Source organism: Aneurinibacillus migulanus, assembly GCF_001274715.1.
GTDB lineage: Bacteria > Bacillota > Bacilli > Aneurinibacillales > Aneurinibacillaceae > Aneurinibacillus > Aneurinibacillus migulanus.
This window is the reverse complement of the sequence record NZ_LGUG01000004.1, coordinates 2,657,895-2,673,481: the sequence shown is the minus strand read 5'-3', so window position 1 is coordinate 2,673,481 and position 15,587 is coordinate 2,657,895. Positions and strand designations below refer to the sequence as shown.

Here is a 15,587-nt window from a genome sequence, read left to right as displayed (position 1 = left end):
AAAAAGCAAAAACAAAGTAAGAAATTTATGTCTTGCCATATCCCTATGCGACATTAAAGAAAAAGCAGTATAGCTTTCAAAAAGGTGGAAATACATGATTTATACATGTTTAAGATTTATTGCAAAACCGTTTCTTCATTTTCTTTTTCGAATTGAAATTACGGGCATAGAACATGTGCCGAAAGATGGGCCTGTAATTATTGCAGCCAATCACATAAGTGCCTATGATCCTATCGTTCTTGCCAGTGTGATAAAAAGAAAAATTCATTTCTTAGCAAAGAAAGAACTATTTTCAAACCGTTTCTCCCACTGGCTTTTCTCTCAGCTATACGCTATCCCTGTTGATCGATATAGCGGAATTGTAATTAAGCCTGTTCGTCACTCTTTACGGGTTATAAGAAGTGGCAACGCTTTTGCTATATTTCCAGAAGGCACGCGCTGTAAAAACAGACAAACTGTTCAACCGAAAAAAGGAGTCGCTTTTTTTGCAATGAAAACAGGCGCTCCTGTTCTTCCCATCGCTTTTGTACTTGCAAAGAAAGGACGCTTAAGAACAATAAAGGTTATTATTGGAAAACCGATTTTTTTATCTGATTACACTATCACAAATTATTTTACAGTTGCACAAATGATAATGAATCAAATTAAAAGCTTAACAAATGAAGGTAAATGATATGAACTGCAAAAATGAACTTGCATTGTATTTATAACATCAGTTGCTTAACAATAAATTCAGCACTTGCAAGCGGATTGATTGTTTGCCTAAATTGCTCGACCTGCTGCTGTAAAGTTTTCATACCTTCAGGGGAAAAGAGCAATTTTTTCATCCAATCATTTACTTCCCGTTGATTATTCGCTTTTATAGCTAAGCAATGCTCAATCAAACAATCGGAATTACTTTCTTCATGGCCAGGGATAGGACGATATAAAAGCAAAGGGATGCCTTTAAATAATGCTTCAAAGCAAGTAAGTCCACCTGGCTTTGTAATTAACAAATCAGAAGCATCCATCCACTCATCAATATTTTCGACAAAATCTAAAATGCGAATGTTTGGATGATTAAATCGCTTGTCTCGTATTAAACGTTTTTTTAATATTTTGTTACTTCCTATACATATAATAACTTGCGCCTCTTCCTTCCACTTTAAAAGAGAATGAGCAACTTCTCTAATTCCGCCTAACCCTAAACCTCCCCCTATAATTAATACGGTAGGAATATTTTTCAATTGTAATTTTTGACGTATATCCTGTTTTTCATGCTTGATCCAAAAGCGTTCACGGATTGGCAACCCTGTAATTATAATTCGGCATTCCGGAATTCCCATTTGTAATAGTTGTTCTTGCACTTTCTTACTCGATACTAAATATACATCTACTTCAGGGTGAACCCAGTTTCCATGAACGTGAAAATCTGTAATCACTGTACAGAGAATCCATGTATAGCCCCTTCGTTTTAATCGTGAGATGGATGAACAAATAAATGGATGAGTACAGACGACAAGGTCTGGGCATTCCAGTTCAACTAACATTTTAATTCGTCTATGAAAAAGGTGGTAAATAATAAATTTCCTCCGCAGTGACAATGGCACGTTTTGCTTATATCGATACATCTTTCTCCATAAAAAAGGAAAAACAAATATCATTTTGAGATAAATTTGAAATAAAAGCATCGTTGTTAATGGATGAAGCTTTTTCCCCACTTCTACAATTTTTATATGCATTGAAGGAGCCAAATAAAGAATGCCTTGCATCAATCCTTCAGCAGCTTTCGTGTGACCAGCGCCAATCTCCTCTGATAAGATAAGAATTTTTTTACTCATTCATACACCTCTCTACTTCAGTGCATATCATCCTTTGATAATTAACTATAAATAATGCCTATAAATTAGAATGCCCTCCTATTGTTCAAAATATCCCTTAATTAATTGATTAAGGACAAATCCGCATAAACCATATATTCAATACATAAAGTTAGATTGACACAATGAAAATGTAAACCTTAATAAAGCAGGTGGTTGTGCTTGAAAGCCGTACAGTTTAATTATAGCTTTCTACGATACGTTCTCTGTAAGACAGTCGGTAAGTTTCTTCCTTCTCTTCACTGGAACTCCCAGCTATCCTGTCTTCATTATGGTGATATACCTGAGCCAGCACTTCCCAACAATGAATGGGTAAAAATTAAGGTAAAATACGGCGGGATTTGTGGCAGTGACATCAACCTTATTTTTCTTCGTGACAGTCCGGCACTCTCTCCATTCACTTCTTTTCCCTTTACTCTAGGACACGAGCTTGTAGGCATAATAACAGAAGTGGGAAGCGAAGTGAAACATGTAATTCCCGGAGACCGCGTGGTTATTGACCCAGTCTTATCATGTGAAACGAGAGGGATTTCCCGCCCTTGCTCAGCTTGTCAACACGGAGATTTTAGTCTTTGTGAGCATATGACAGACGGCCACGTTTCTCCTGGACTTTTGGTCGGCACATGTCATGATACGGGAGGAAGCTGGAGCCCATATCTCGTTGCACATCAAAGTCAGGTATTCAAGCTCCCCCCTGAAATAAATGACATAAACGGGGTAATGGTGGAACCCTTTAGCTGCGCTTTACATAGCGTCCTCCGTAACCCTCCGAAAAATCATGACACCGTATTCATTATTGGTGCTGGCGTTATCGGCCTCTGTATAATAGCAGCTATCCGAGCATTAGGTATCTCATGTCGCATCATTGTATTGGCTAAGCATGATTACCAGGCTGAATTAGCCTCTCACTATGGAGCAGATGAAGTTATTCGTCTTACATCTAAAAATCGCTATTTTCCTAAAGCAGCTTCTTCTCTTCACGCAAAACTGCTTACTCCCATTTTTGGCTCATCGATTGCACAAGGAGGGGCTGATATAACCTTTGAGTGTGTCGGGAAAGAATCCAGCATTCATGATGCACTTCGCCTTACTAAAAGTGGCGGAAAAGTCATTTTACTTGGACTGGCAGGTATACTTAATAAGATTGATTGGACAACGGTTTGGTTAAATGAATTAACGGTCAAGGGCAGCTTTGCTTATAGCACGGAGAAGTATGAAGGAAAAAAAACGAGGACATATGACATTGCTATCGAATTGATGGCCAAGGGAAAAATTGATCTATCGCCTCTTATTACTCATCGTTTTCCTCTTGAGCAATATAAACGAGCGATTGCTACCGCCAGTAATAAAGGTCAAGAAGCCGTTGTGAAAGTGGTCTTTGAACACTAAAAAACGTTACGAGGCAAAGGAAGGTGTGAATTTTATGCACAAATTCACGATTCATCATCCCTTACACAGTGATTTTCTTCAGTGGTTTGCAAAAGGATTAAAAAACATTTTTTCAGCCAATGGTTATCTATTTTGTGAGGAAACAAACGAGAATTTTCGATTAGTATTTAACTTTATCAGCCATGAAAAACCTCGCCCGTTTCGACGAAAGGCACAATCTACTTTTGTTGTTTCCATACTCGAAACCCATGAGAAGCCCGAAAACATATTAAAAGCAGCCTATCCTTTCCTCATACGCTCTCTGTCTAATCATCTTATCTATATCTCTCACGAAACAGAGAACACAAACGTTTACTTCATCACGCTTGAACAAGGATGCTATAAAATTGAATATCAGTTGGGAAATGAACAAGAATTTTTTATGCTTGTCTATAAACGGTTAGAACCACTAGCTTCTTCCCAGTTGGTAATCGATAATGAGTTCCACCAAGACCTCCCTTACAAACTATGGAATGGCGATGAGAGAACAAGAGATATGTATATAGCTGGTCAAAAACTGGATAAAATGAATTTACTGCCAGCCCCTTTTCCTATGGAGGAATATTTGAGCCCCCGCGATTTACAGCACGTAAAAAAACTATATGGTATCGGCGGATTAAGTTATGGAAATGTAAGCTGCCGCCATGATAAAGAGAGTTTCTGGATGAGCGCCAGTGGCGTTAACAAAGCAGATTTAAAAACGATTGGAGAAGACATACTTCTGATTAAAGGGTATGATGCGGAAAGAAATACGATGCTCCTTAGCATACCTCCTACTATCACCCCTCGTCGAGCTTCCGTAGATGCTATCGAGCATTGGATAGTATATAAAGAACACCCTTCTATCGGTGCAATTGTCCATATTCATGCTTGGATGGAAAGAGTTACCGCTACAGAAATTAACTATCCCTGCGGCACGCTTGAACTGGCTCAGACAGTAGCAGAATTAATAAGGCAAGAGGACAATCCATCGAGAGCTATCATCGGCCTTAAAAACCACGGACTTACCATTACCGGCTACGACCTTGATGATATCTTCGAACGTATTGAAGGCCGGATTATTCCTCAAATTCCCATGGCATAACGCCTTTGCCGTTCTGACCTACAGCTCTTATATGGGTCGAACGGCTTTGTTTATTTAGAAACAAATCGGTTATGACCCTATAGCCTAAATCATTGGGATGAACTTCATCTGCCAATAGGTGTGGTTTGTTTAAAAAAGAATCCATAGGATCAATGGTATGAATACCAAATTGTTTTGCCGTTTCTTCATATAACTTGTTTATCCTTCGAATCAAATTATTGGCTAACTCATATAATTTGTGGTCCAGAGGACCAGGATTATAAAGACCCATTAAGAATACTTGAGTGTTTGGATTAGTTTCAGTTATATTGCATAATATGTGTCTCAAATTTTGCTTTAACGTTTGAACTGTACGAACGTATTCCAAAAAGTTAACGTTATTCGAATAAGCACGAATCATATCGATTCCGCCTGTTGTAATCGTAATATGAGTTGCTCTCTTTAATAAATCGCGTATTTTGGAATCGATAAGAAATTGAAGCAATTCCCCGCTGCTACGCCCTGATTTGCCAAAATTCATGTACTGACATTCTTTCGTTTGTTTTATAGCTTGAAAAAAATTGGCCGTAAATGACCGAGCATGTGTAGAAGCTCCCACTCCCGCAGTGAGAGAATCTCCCAGGGCAATATAAAAAACTCGATTCTCCATTTAATCCTCCCTTTTGTACGTAAGAATAAGTAATGTTGACTTTTACATTTTGTTCATTATTTATTTTTTTATTTGTCGTTTTTAATGGAATTATTGGTATACCTTATACAATCATTACTTCTATACCGGCAGCTATTATTTTGAAAAGTTTTCAAAAATGTTGATAATAAAGGACTTTAAATCGATTAACCGAGGCGGTTCATTTATGCGATGTTCTGTTCCAGTTATAATAAGAGGAATCGTTGAATCATACTTATGCAAAGAACCGTGGCTCCCACCGTTTAAATGAACGGGATAAAGTCGGCTTTTAAATTCATATCTTGGGCGAGCGGTAACAACAATTACAGGAATGTCTTGAGAATACAGCGCTCCGTATAACCTGGAAAGCACGTCCGGATAATCCCCGTAATGTAAAATACCTTCATTAAACTTTACATCCAATGTAGCCCATTCTCCGGTAATGTTCCATGTTGTCCCGTAGATATCTATATTTGATCCGCCTGGTTCAAAATAAACCGCTCTACCTGATCCTCCCTCTCTCACCGAAACACCTCTATCTTCCTTCCAGGCAATGAGGTCCATTCGCGCCTCTGACAGCAGGTGTCGCAAAATTTGTGGTTGCTTATCCGGTTTTAACGGATATATATAAGCCATTCGTTCATTATTACAAACTACAAGATCATGATCGTTTACATCCTCTCCCAGTTGAAGGACACGAAATGATTCCAGCAGCTTATCAAGATCGATATTGAACTCTTCTTCTTTTCCAATATGTGTCTGCCCATGATCACTGGTTACAATAAACACACATTGATTTAATGCATCATCCCAGGAATCGAAAACGTTTAAAATTTCCTGTATGTGCTGGTCTACTCGGATCAAAGATTCCTCCGCATGAATGGGACCTTTTATATGTATTTCATGGTCATTATCCGGAAGATATACGAGCATAAAGTCCGGTTGAGAATTAGATTGGATAAGCTGTTTTGCTACATGTACGGCATATTTGTCGTTAATTCCGTATCGGCGTCTACATCCTTGTATAACGGAAGGAATTCTCTGTTTTACATTCGTTTGAACCATAGCCCCCAGTGTCAATACATCCGGGCCAGAGATATCGCCATGGAGGCGAAACCCAGTTGCCAGATTCATTAAAAAGGGAAGCTGAACACGATGCTTTTTGTTTCCTCGATGAATAATCGTATTGATGGAGGCTGATGTTTTCCCTCTGCATTCCAATTCTTCAAACAGCGTTGTAATCTCCTTACTTAGATGTTTTTCATTTAAGTTATAAAGAACGTTTTGCGCACAAGCAGAAAGCCCCAGCTTTCTGACGCACTTCCATCCGTTAAGGTAATTTATGATTGCTTTTTCTTCAGGGTTATACCAGACAAGTCCGGGAACCCGATGAACGTCAGGATAAACACCCGTTAATAATGAACTATCAACAGAAGCCGTCATGGTTGGGAAAACAGTAACACAATTAGACCAATATCTTCCCCGATCCTTTAAAAACTGAAGCGCTGGAACCGTTTTCTGTCGCATACAATCTTCTAGTATGCTTGGCATTAACGAATCAACAAGAAGTAAAATTATCTTTTTCATCTCATCTTACCCTTTACTTTATTTAACAAGATTTATTAATGAAAGGCGCATGCAGAACGCTGAGCGCTCGCCTTTGGACGTTAATGGTAGCACAGTTTGATTGGTAGTATTCCCCATCCATATGAATAGGTAACGTTTTTTTGGATTGAATAGATATTTTTCTCCCGCGCATCATGATTATTCCTGGTTCAGATGTATGCTTTCCCTTGAAGACTTTAATCAAACTTCGTAAAAAATGAAACCGGTTGATATTGCTCACGATACACAAATCAAGTAGTCCGTCATCATATATCGCATCAGGGCAAACGCTCATACCTCCTCCATAAAACGGAATGTTTGATACAGCGATTAACCATATATTGTCATAAAAATAACGTCTCCCATCAATGGTAAGGGTAAGAGGCATTGGACGAAAAGTGCACAGCAACCTGAGCGCAATAATTACGTAGGCAAGCCTGCCTAATTTCATGCGGTTTAGCCAACATTTAATCTTTGACCCATTCGTCATTCTTGCTACTGCACCATCAAATCCAATACCAGATCCATTAACAAAGAAACTATTGTTAATTTCGGCAACATCTATCTTATACGGCTTAGAGGAAAGGAGCATTTCCAAAGCTTTTATACTGTTTGTTGAAATATGTAAAGCCCGTGCGAAGTCATTTCCTGAACCTGCCGGAATACAACCAAGAGGAATAGCAGTCCCAATTAGCCCCTGAGCCACCTCATGCAATGTACCATCCCCTCCCACAACAATAACCGCTTCTACTTTTGATACTTTTCGTATTTCTTTTGCAAGAAACGTTGCATGCTTAGGGCCTGTTGTGAAATGAACAGTATAGGCAAGCTGTCTTTCCTTCAAAACAGGTTCTAATTGTGACCATATTTTTTTCCCTCGTCCATTTGCTGAAACGGGATTCACAATGAAAATAATCATATTTTCTCCTTTTAGCGTTCAACTTTCTTTGTTCTATTTTTGGATAAAAACCTAACTTCTAAACCCAAAACTTATTTCTTACCATTTTTTCTGCATGTAATGCAAAGAAATATGTGTTTAACTAAAAAAGCTGTTGAGGTCTTCTCAACAGCCTTCTTATATTCCATATACGCTTTTATTTTTCAGTATACGGCGTTATTTTTTGAACAGCACCATTCAATGTGCTAAATTTTAACAGGTGAATTATTAGGTTTAAGAAGGTAAAAAATTCAAAATATAACAAAACCCCGCTAAATTTAGATGTTTAGCGGATTCTATAAATTTATTTAATTGGAATGGAAGGTCCGATTTTTTCGTTATGCTCATTATAATGCACATGCCGTTTGATGATGGCAGTAAGTAAGCTTCCATACGTTTGAATAATGAAAGCAATTGCCTTCTCATTACGGTTCTTGATTTGTTGTACAGCATTTTCTTCTGTTATTTTCAAGAGCGCTACCCTCCTTGCTACTTTTAATTGGTACTTACTTTGTAATACGAATAAAAAAACATAACCTATCAAAGACTACCGGAAAATTAAGTTAAAACCTTGTCGCTATTCCTATGTAGAGCAAAAAGCCGCTTCGAATCAGAACGAACGGCTTTTTTTATCATTTGCTTTGTTTTTTCTTTCCTCCACATCAAAGAAACCATTAAGCAATCATCAATACCAATAGGGAAATCCTCCACCAAAAAAGGGAAGCAAAAATAATGAAGACAATAGAAATAAGGGAAGAGCTAAGCGTCTAAAACGACGGCGACCAAAACCAAACTGGCGATCGTCTGCTCCCTCTGCTTCACACGTGGGAATAGCAAGAGTAACATTCTCGGGATTTACGTCTGCAATAAATCCATCATAAACATTTCCGTCTTTTGTAGTTATTCGTACATAACGGTGAAGATACTGTCGACATGATGTATACCATTGTATAGGATGTGTGTATTCATTCATGTAAGTCGGTGAACCATACATATCTGTATGATACATGTAGTTTCCTCCTCGTCTTTTTTGATACAGTTACATGATATGCGCCTGCAAACACTCCGAACCTAGATATTCACCCATTTATTTACCAGATGAATTAAGACAATATAACTTATGTATTTACTCACATATGCCTTAGTTATTAGTCCAAAATTGTAAATAAAAAAGGGATTTCTTCATATCAGCTTTATGAATATACAGTGCTTCTCCTAGACACTACCTACTCGTTATCATTTATGCCATATCCATTATCAACATAGATTGTTTCACTATTATCAATAACCGTAGCATAAAAAATTTCTTTAATATTATCTGCTTTCTGCTTACGTAGTTGATCGATGAGCCACTGTTTATTTTTGCCGATTAATTTAAGATTTTGCTCTTGAATTTTTCCTTCAAGAATGACAGCAGCAGGAAGACCTTGATAATTTATTTGTAAACCTAAATCTTTTGGTGTAACGAAATTTCTCTCTGGCTTCGGAATTACACTAATCGTTCCTATGGGCTCAAGAATAGCATGGTCAATATCTTGTATATTAGGATATCCTGCCGCTCTCAATGTAGAAAGTAGTTCCACTAGAGAATATCGACTTTGTTTCATGTTTTCTTTAATGATTTTCCCATGTTTAATCAATATAGTGGGTTGTCCAATAATCATTTGATTAAATCGTTTAAATAGTGAAAGACGACCAACAGTAAGATGAATAATAGTTACAAGTATCATGCCGCCAAGTGCTTTTTTCCAATCTTCGGTTAGTATAGGCTGTATTCCTATGGAAACGATAAAAACAATAGCCATTAAATCATGAGGTGTAACTTGGGAGAGTGTAGCTTTTCCCATAATACGAATTAATACGATAGATAGAGTGAATACAACTAGAACTTTAAGAAAGTAGATCATCATAATAAATTATATCTCTCCTATCGTTGTAATCATAAAACAAATGTAATGAATATGTTTATTTAATACAAATCAAGTTGTCAAAATTAAGCTCTACGTCAAACTCTATGCTTAATATAAACCAGTAGGAATACACATTCTTATTAATGATAAAATAAGTGCGATTTTTTGTAGTGAATTCAAGCTTTTTGGTTTTTTAGTGTGAATAACATGATCCTTACTGTTTTCAATAACATGGTGTGGTGTAGGCTCCAAAGTTGAAGCCGTAATTATTCAAACCATACGGGCTTATGATCCTGGACCGAAGCACTCTGACCTCTATCTCATAAACAAGTTGAATGAAAGAAAACAGGAGTAACATGGTAATCATATTATTCACCTCATTATTAAAGTAAGGTGAGTACAACATACCCACCTTACAGCCTTCATGCTTAAAATCCTTTGTACTGGGGTTCTTCCTGTTCCAATTGCTGAACACGAGGTTCTAAAGAATCAATAATCATTTGCGTTTGCTGCGCATTTTGTGTGAATAGCTGCTTTGCTTGTTGGTTTTGTGTGCTTAAAGCGAATGTCTCTAAGCTGGCCTGTGCACTTTTCAGGCTGGCAATTGCTTGTTTTACCTGTGCAGATACAGTCATGTCTCTCACCTCCACAGGCAATAGTATGTACGTATTTTTTTCAATTAAACGCTATTCCTACACAAAAAAACAAAAATTAGGGTAGTGATATACTGACGTTTCAGAATAAAATTTATCTTTCTCATATAGAAATAATGGATAAACTGTATCATATTGAATTAAATTTCAATTTGCTAGCCAAACTATATGTGTATCTTTTAAAGGAAACGAGGAATGAAAAAGGTGTTTACATTTGATCTACAATCAGAAAAACTATTTGGAGTGAGTGGACGTACGAGGCGTAAACGGGAAGAACGTATGAATGATCCTTTTGAACGTCCGTTACTACATCGCTAAATTCAAGGAGATACGGTATACATACCGTTGGATACAGAAAGATTATGGGGTTGGAAAAAGGAATAAGCGGGTGTTTACACAGCAAAAAAATACCACCTTATCGGGTGGCTTTATATATCACTGTGGTTAATTTTTTCGTCACATCATAAACAATGTTCCTAAATTTTATATACAAGGTTAAAATAACGAGAAAACACTAAGGGCAAATTGCTCTTAGTGTTTTCAATCGCATTCTCAGTCCAAACTTGTTTGCAACAAATAAGGAAATTTTGCATAACCCCATATTTGTTGAAGTTGCTGAACCGTAATGCCTTTGTTTCAAACTACCTATGTGCAGCCTGTTTTGTCTTAAACAGCAGCATCTGTACTCTGTGTGTATGTTAATCGCTCTATTATACTAGACAATAAAGTAAACCATTTAGGCATTTGCCTTAGGGCACCTAGCCATATTCTGCATATACTCCTATTATCGCCTATAAATGAAGGAGGAAAAAAATGTATAGTCCATTTTATTCTCATGATGTTTATCCCTATAATACTTATCCTTATAATACCTATCCTATGCCTAATGTATACGATTTTTATTCTGTTTCTAACCAAATCCATACTCTCGAAAGAAAAGCACCTATCCCTCAAAAAGAGACCTCCCCTAAAGAAGTGGTCATAACAAATGGTGAACCTATTTCTAAAGAAGAGCCTACCTTTGGTGAACTTCTCTCTAAAGAAGACCCTATTTTTAGAGAGGAACCCACTTCTAAAAAGAGCAGCACATTTACAAAACGATTGTTCAATCACTTACATCAAAAAAAAGGGAAAAGCATCTCTGTTGCAACTCCTATCAAAGAGATCCAAGGGGAACTAGAGGAGGTTTTTCCTGATTATATTTTAGTGAATATGGATGGACAGCATTACCATATTAGGTGGGAGGGTATTGTTTACATTAGTTAGGACCTGCATAAAGACAGCCGTTTTGAATTGCCAATTGTGCGTTTTTATTGATGAAGCATTATGTTGACGTTAATCCTCCTAAGAAATGAAGCATCACGATTAAAAAGCGAGTGCCTAAGTGCATGAAGAAATTAATAAAATACGCTCATAAATTAAACTACCCATTCCAGCTTATTCGTATCTGAATGGGTAGTTTTTGTTTCTCCAATATGCGTATGCTGGGCTTTTTAGGTTTGCCACTGCTCAATGACGCCATCTGCCTGCATTTCCTGCATGGCACCGTGTACAAGTGCATTACCAAAGCTGGTAATTGGAACGGTCGCCCCTGCACCGGCAAATTTAATAAGCGGTTCATACCAACCAAATCCATCAAGAATCGCACCAGTAACCACGAGAACAGACATTGTATGGGCAGGTGTCAGCTTTCCGACATCCATCAGCAACTGCCCAATGACACAGATAATGCCCCCCACTATGAAAGCCCAGAAGAATATCATGTCGCTATGCCTCCTTATTCTCGTTTTCTATAGCAACTGCATGTGCAATACATGGAATGCTTTCGTTCTGTTGATAGCTAAGTGGCGAGAGGAGAGCTCCTGTAGCCACCACGAGAATGCGTTTCCATTCTCCTGCACGCAGTCGATTAAGAAGGTGACCGTATGTAACCGTGGCACAACAGGCGCATCCACTTCCTCCCGATAATACATCCTGCTTTGTTTGATCGTAGATAAGCAAGCCACAGTCAGTAAACTTATCTTCCGAAATAGGAAAGCCGTTCTTATTTAAAAGATCATTGGCAATCGTGTGACCTACTTTGCCCAGGTCACCGGTTGCAATTAAATCATAGTGCTCTGGCCCAATCTGCAAATCGCGAAAATGAACTTGGATCGTATCAACCGCGGCCGGAGCCATTGCTCCCCCCATGTTAAACGGGTCAGAAATCCCCATATCGATAACCTTTCCAATCGTAGCTGCTGTTATTCTAGGGCCATTTCCATTAGATGCAACCACGGCAGCACCGGCACCAGTGACAGTCCATTGCGCGGTTGGTGGTTTTTGCGAACCGTATTCAGTTGGGTAGCGAAACTGCTTTTCTACAGTCGCATTGTGGCTGCATGTACCAGCAAGGGCATAAGTGGCGGACCCGCTATCGACAAGCTGGGCAGCCAGTGCTAATCCCTCCATTGATGTGGAACAGGCGCCAAATATGCCAAGATACGGTACGCCGACTGTCCGTGCTGAAAAGCTACTGGAGATAATCTGATTCATTAAGTCGCCGGCAAGGAGAAAGTTAATGCTGCCTTTCTGCAGACCGGCTTTTTCAATCGCTTTGTCGCATGCTTCTTCTAGCATTTTTTTCTCCGCTTTTTCAAAACTGTCCTGACCAAGCCAGATGTCGCCATGCAGAATATCAAAATCATCAGCCAATTTCCCTTGTGCTTCAAACGGTCCGCCAACCGTAGCGGAAGATAGAATCACCGGCTTGTTCGAGAAAACCCACGATTGGTGTCCCTGCAACATCTTTATATACCTCCCAGTGCAGATAAGGCCCACTTAAGCAGACCGATAATAAAAGCGGCAAATACGCCAAATACAATAACCAAGCCAGCGAGCTTAAACATATTTCCGCCTACGCCAAGCACCAAACCTTCACTGCGATGTTCCAGTGCGGCCGAATCGACGGAGTTGGCGAATCCAGTCATGGGAACAGCTGTACCTGCTCCAGCGAATTGGGCGATTTTATATTTCTTGTTTTTTGCTTTCTTTCCCATAATGAGCTCCTTCTGGTTGTGTAGGATTACTCCTCTATTTTTGATAAAAAAAATACATTTCATACAGTTGATTCTTCTCTCAATAACTTTTCTCAATCCTTCACAAAAAGGATTGAATTTCAGGAATTTACAATCAAATGTAAAATAAACACGCCGAGTTATAAAATCTTCTTCAAGGATGAAAGATAAAAGGAGTACGGTCATTTTGTATGAAAAAATATGTCAACATCATCTTATTTTCTCTAGGGAGGGTTATCATTGCCAAGTTGGGTGGAAATTGTTGTTCGAACTGTGGTATCCATCGTTACATTGCTTGTTTTAACACGAATCATTGGGAAACGTCAGATTTCTCAAATGACTTTTTTTGAATATGTTGCAGGAATTACGCTTGGTTCAATTGCTGGGTTTATCTCAACCGATTTGGAAGGGAATTTTTTACACGGTTTCACAAGTATGATAATCTGGGCACTTATTCCTGCCCTTCTCGGCTATCTGGCACTTAAAAGCAAAACGGTCAACGACATTGTCGAAGGAAACGCCACTATTCTTATAAAAGACGGAAAAATCATGGAAGATAACTTAAAAAAGGAGCGTATGTCAGGAGAAGAATTACTGGAGCAGCTACGTTTAAAAAATGCTTTTTCTGTCGCAGATGTAGAGTTCGCGCTTCTTGAACAAAGCGGTGAAGTCAGCGTCCTGTTGAAAAGAGATAAACAGCCGCTTACCCCGAAAGATTTACAAATGAAACCGGCTCCGATAAAAGAACCTCAAACCGTCATTTTAGATGCCACTATTATGCTGGAGCCTCTTGCAACGGCCGGTTTGTCCACAAAATGGTTACATACCACATTGGATAAGATGGGGATCTCTCTAGATAATGTATATATGGGACAGGTGGACAGTTATGGACAACTGCATGTAGATTTATATGATGACCAAATTACACCACCAACCCCTCAGGAATTCCCATTAGTATTGGCAACGCTAAAAAAATGCCAGGCTGATCTGGAGACCTTCGCGCTTGAAACAAAGAACGAACAAGCAAAGCGAGAATACGAGGCGAATGCAAAGGCATTAAAACAAGTTGTGGAACAAGTTACCCCTTTGCTACAGCAATAAACTATAGAAACACGTTCGAATCTTTTCAGTCTATTCAATCAATTGCAGCACCCAACCTTTTATATCTACTATTCGCAAATGTTTTGGGGTAGTATTTGTCCCTGTAATGCAACGAACCATGCCCACCTCCATTCGGGTGTGTCGGAGAGTTTTCTCCCGCTAATTCATAACCCGGACTGGCTGTTACTACAAGTTGACAGCCAGGATGGGAATGTAGAGCACCATACACGGATAATTGTGATAAGTAATTTGTTTACCCTTAGTTGCTATATCCAAAATAGACAGGTTACCTGTAAGAGATCAGGTTTGGCGATACGGATCAATATAGTTTCCGTTTCGCCGGAAAGAAAGTTGTCCATCTTTGCTGCCTGCCATTACATGAATGCCCTCACCTTCTTTCCATGCGATTACATCCATCCGTACATCAGTCTGCAACAATTTGACAATTTGTACAAGTGGCATACGTTTATCGAGTAAATAAACGTATGCCATTCTTTCGTTTACAGCCAGTACAATGATAAGCAACATAACCGGCTTGCCGCTGTCGGTAGGAGAAGGGATTGACTGTGTATTCAACGGGTCGGAAGATTTATGAAAGATCTCCCCACATCCTACAAGCATACTTAGGATCATAATAACGGCGACTCTACTATAAACGTGGTTACGCATCCTGTAAATACCTGCTTAATAGTTGTTCTTTTGACATGATGAGAAACTTTGGAACCAGGTTCTTCTCTTTCCATCCCTGTTGCTTATTCAAATGACACAGGATGAATAGCGGTTTCATATAAAGCTGCTTTAGTTTTTTATAATAACCATTCTCGATATCCTTCACTTCAAACCCAAGACGGCTAACACCTCGGTGTAACACAGTAATACCAATGATGCCTTTAATGGTCTCTCCTTGTGGATGATTACGAATAAAATCGACAAGTCCTGGCATCGACTCCTCAACACGCTTGTAAACATACAAAGCCCGCTTTGTCTCATTTTCCATATGCAGCATTTCATTCATTAATAAACAGTTATGCAAATGGATTTTAAGCAGCGTATCCTTTGACTGAATCGAGATTCCATTCGAAAGAAGAAGTTCTTTTCCACGATATGTCAGCAGTTTTACACGGAAAATATTTCCTTCTGCTTGATTTACATACTCTAGCCGGGAATAGTAAAAATAAATCTTGTCCACCAGTGACCAAACCTTCATGATTGTTCTCAATGCCTCTATCCCCTTTCTCTATATTGCAGTACATGGTGGTTTTTCTGCATATTTAGTAATGCGTACTG

General features: G+C 38.7%; 17 protein-coding genes and 2 pseudogenes. 6 read left to right on the top strand and 13 right to left on the bottom strand.

Going from position 1 to position 15,587, the window contains the following annotated elements:
* The first annotated feature begins 94 nt into the window (after positions 1-94).
* Positions 95-673, top strand: coding sequence for a lysophospholipid acyltransferase family protein (locus AF333_RS14675; protein ID WP_043064214.1), 579 nt, complete (start codon positions 95-97; stop codon positions 671-673).
* Positions 674-704: 31 nt separating this feature from the next.
* Here the strand turns inward: AF333_RS14675 and AF333_RS14670 are convergent, their stop codons facing one another.
* Positions 705-1,820 (bottom strand): MGDG synthase family glycosyltransferase, encoded by a 1,116-nt coding sequence (locus AF333_RS14670; RefSeq protein WP_043064213.1) that lies wholly within the window; start codon positions 1,818-1,820, stop codon positions 705-707.
* Positions 1,821-2,021: 201 nt separating this feature from the next.
* On the opposite strand from AF333_RS14670, the gene AF333_RS14665 reads away from it, so the two are divergent.
* Both AF333_RS14665 and AF333_RS14660 read left to right on the top strand, forming a co-directional pair.
* Positions 2,022-3,248, top strand: a complete 1,227-nt coding sequence (locus AF333_RS14665) for a zinc-dependent alcohol dehydrogenase (protein WP_043064212.1) — start codon at positions 2,022-2,024, stop codon at positions 3,246-3,248.
* Positions 3,249-3,282: 34 nt separating this feature from the next.
* Positions 3,283-4,371, top strand: coding sequence for a class II aldolase/adducin family protein (locus AF333_RS14660; protein WP_043064211.1), 1,089 nt, complete (start codon positions 3,283-3,285; stop codon positions 4,369-4,371).
* Here the strand turns inward: AF333_RS14660 and AF333_RS14655 are convergent.
* The 7 genes from AF333_RS14655 to AF333_RS14630 form a co-directional block, all read right to left on the bottom strand.
* Positions 4,346-5,020, bottom strand: a complete 675-nt coding sequence (locus AF333_RS14655) for a GDSL-type esterase/lipase family protein (protein WP_043064210.1) — start codon at positions 5,018-5,020, stop codon at positions 4,346-4,348. The genes AF333_RS14660 and AF333_RS14655 overlap by 26 nt on opposite strands.
* Positions 5,021-5,155: 135 nt before the next feature.
* On the bottom strand, positions 5,156-6,625 hold the full coding sequence (locus AF333_RS14650; protein ID WP_043064209.1) for an alkaline phosphatase family protein: 1,470 nt from the start codon (positions 6,623-6,625) through the stop codon (positions 5,156-5,158).
* Positions 6,626-6,647: 22 nt separating this feature from the next.
* Positions 6,648-7,562 carry a diacylglycerol/lipid kinase family protein gene (locus AF333_RS14645; RefSeq protein ID WP_043064208.1) on the bottom strand — a complete coding sequence of 305 codons (915 nt, stop codon included), beginning with the start codon at positions 7,560-7,562 and terminating at the stop codon, positions 6,648-6,650.
* A 322-nt stretch (positions 7,563-7,884) separates the two neighbouring features.
* Complete coding sequence (locus AF333_RS31825; protein ID WP_139189157.1) at positions 7,885-8,052, bottom strand: DNA replication protein; 168 nt, start codon at positions 8,050-8,052, stop codon at positions 7,885-7,887.
* A 213-nt stretch (positions 8,053-8,265) separates the two neighbouring features.
* Positions 8,266-8,589, bottom strand: coding sequence for an LSm family protein (locus tag AF333_RS14640; protein WP_052811757.1), 324 nt, complete (start codon positions 8,587-8,589; stop codon positions 8,266-8,268).
* Between the two features lie 217 nt (positions 8,590-8,806).
* Entirely contained in the window at positions 8,807-9,490 is a 684-nt protein-coding gene (locus tag AF333_RS14635) for a DUF421 domain-containing protein (protein WP_043064207.1), read from the bottom strand.
* Positions 9,491-9,918: 428 nt separating this feature from the next.
* Positions 9,919-10,125: a DUF1657 domain-containing protein gene (locus AF333_RS14630; protein ID WP_043064206.1), complete on the bottom strand. Its 207-nt coding sequence runs from the start codon at positions 10,123-10,125 to the stop codon at positions 9,919-9,921.
* Positions 10,126-10,338: 213 nt separating this feature from the next.
* Between AF333_RS14630 and AF333_RS36815 the strand changes: the two genes are divergently transcribed.
* The gene (locus AF333_RS36815) at positions 10,339-10,461 is read left to right on the top strand and encodes a hypothetical protein (protein ID WP_255322279.1); all 123 of its coding nucleotides are present in this window, start codon (positions 10,339-10,341) and stop codon (positions 10,459-10,461) included.
* A 495-nt stretch (positions 10,462-10,956) separates the two neighbouring features.
* Positions 10,957-11,409, top strand: coding sequence for a DUF2642 domain-containing protein (locus tag AF333_RS14625; protein WP_043064205.1), 453 nt, complete (start codon positions 10,957-10,959; stop codon positions 11,407-11,409).
* A 245-nt stretch (positions 11,410-11,654) separates the two neighbouring features.
* Here the strand turns inward: AF333_RS14625 and AF333_RS14620 are convergent.
* The 3 genes and pseudogenes from AF333_RS14620 to AF333_RS14610 all read right to left on the bottom strand — a co-directional run.
* Positions 11,655-11,906, bottom strand: a pseudogene (locus tag AF333_RS14620) (SpoVA/SpoVAEb family sporulation membrane protein); the annotation flags it as partial.
* A 4-nt stretch (positions 11,907-11,910) separates the two neighbouring features.
* Entirely contained in the window at positions 11,911-12,930 is a 1,020-nt protein-coding gene (gene spoVAD, locus AF333_RS14615; protein WP_043064204.1) for a stage V sporulation protein AD, read from the bottom strand.
* 2 nt (positions 12,931-12,932) lie between these two features.
* Positions 12,933-13,151, bottom strand: a pseudogene (locus AF333_RS14610) (SpoVA/SpoVAEb family sporulation membrane protein); the annotation flags it as partial.
* A gap of 288 nt (positions 13,152-13,439) precedes the next feature.
* Here AF333_RS14610 and AF333_RS14605 point away from each other — a divergent pair.
* Positions 13,440-14,300 carry a DUF421 domain-containing protein gene (locus tag AF333_RS14605; RefSeq protein ID WP_043064203.1) on the top strand — a complete coding sequence of 287 codons (861 nt, stop codon included), beginning with the start codon at positions 13,440-13,442 and terminating at the stop codon, positions 14,298-14,300.
* 300 nt (positions 14,301-14,600) lie between these two features.
* On the opposite strand, the gene AF333_RS14600 is transcribed toward AF333_RS14605, so the two are convergent.
* Together AF333_RS14600 and AF333_RS14595 are read right to left on the bottom strand one after the other, a co-directional pair.
* Complete coding sequence (locus AF333_RS14600) at positions 14,601-14,969, bottom strand: hypothetical protein (RefSeq protein ID WP_052811755.1); 369 nt, start codon at positions 14,967-14,969, stop codon at positions 14,601-14,603.
* Entirely contained in the window at positions 14,962-15,519 is a 558-nt protein-coding gene (locus tag AF333_RS14595; RefSeq protein WP_053432693.1) for a YkoP family protein, read from the bottom strand. Before AF333_RS14595 ends, AF333_RS14600 begins: the two co-directional genes overlap by 8 nt.
* Between the last annotated feature and the right edge of the window lie 68 nt (positions 15,520-15,587).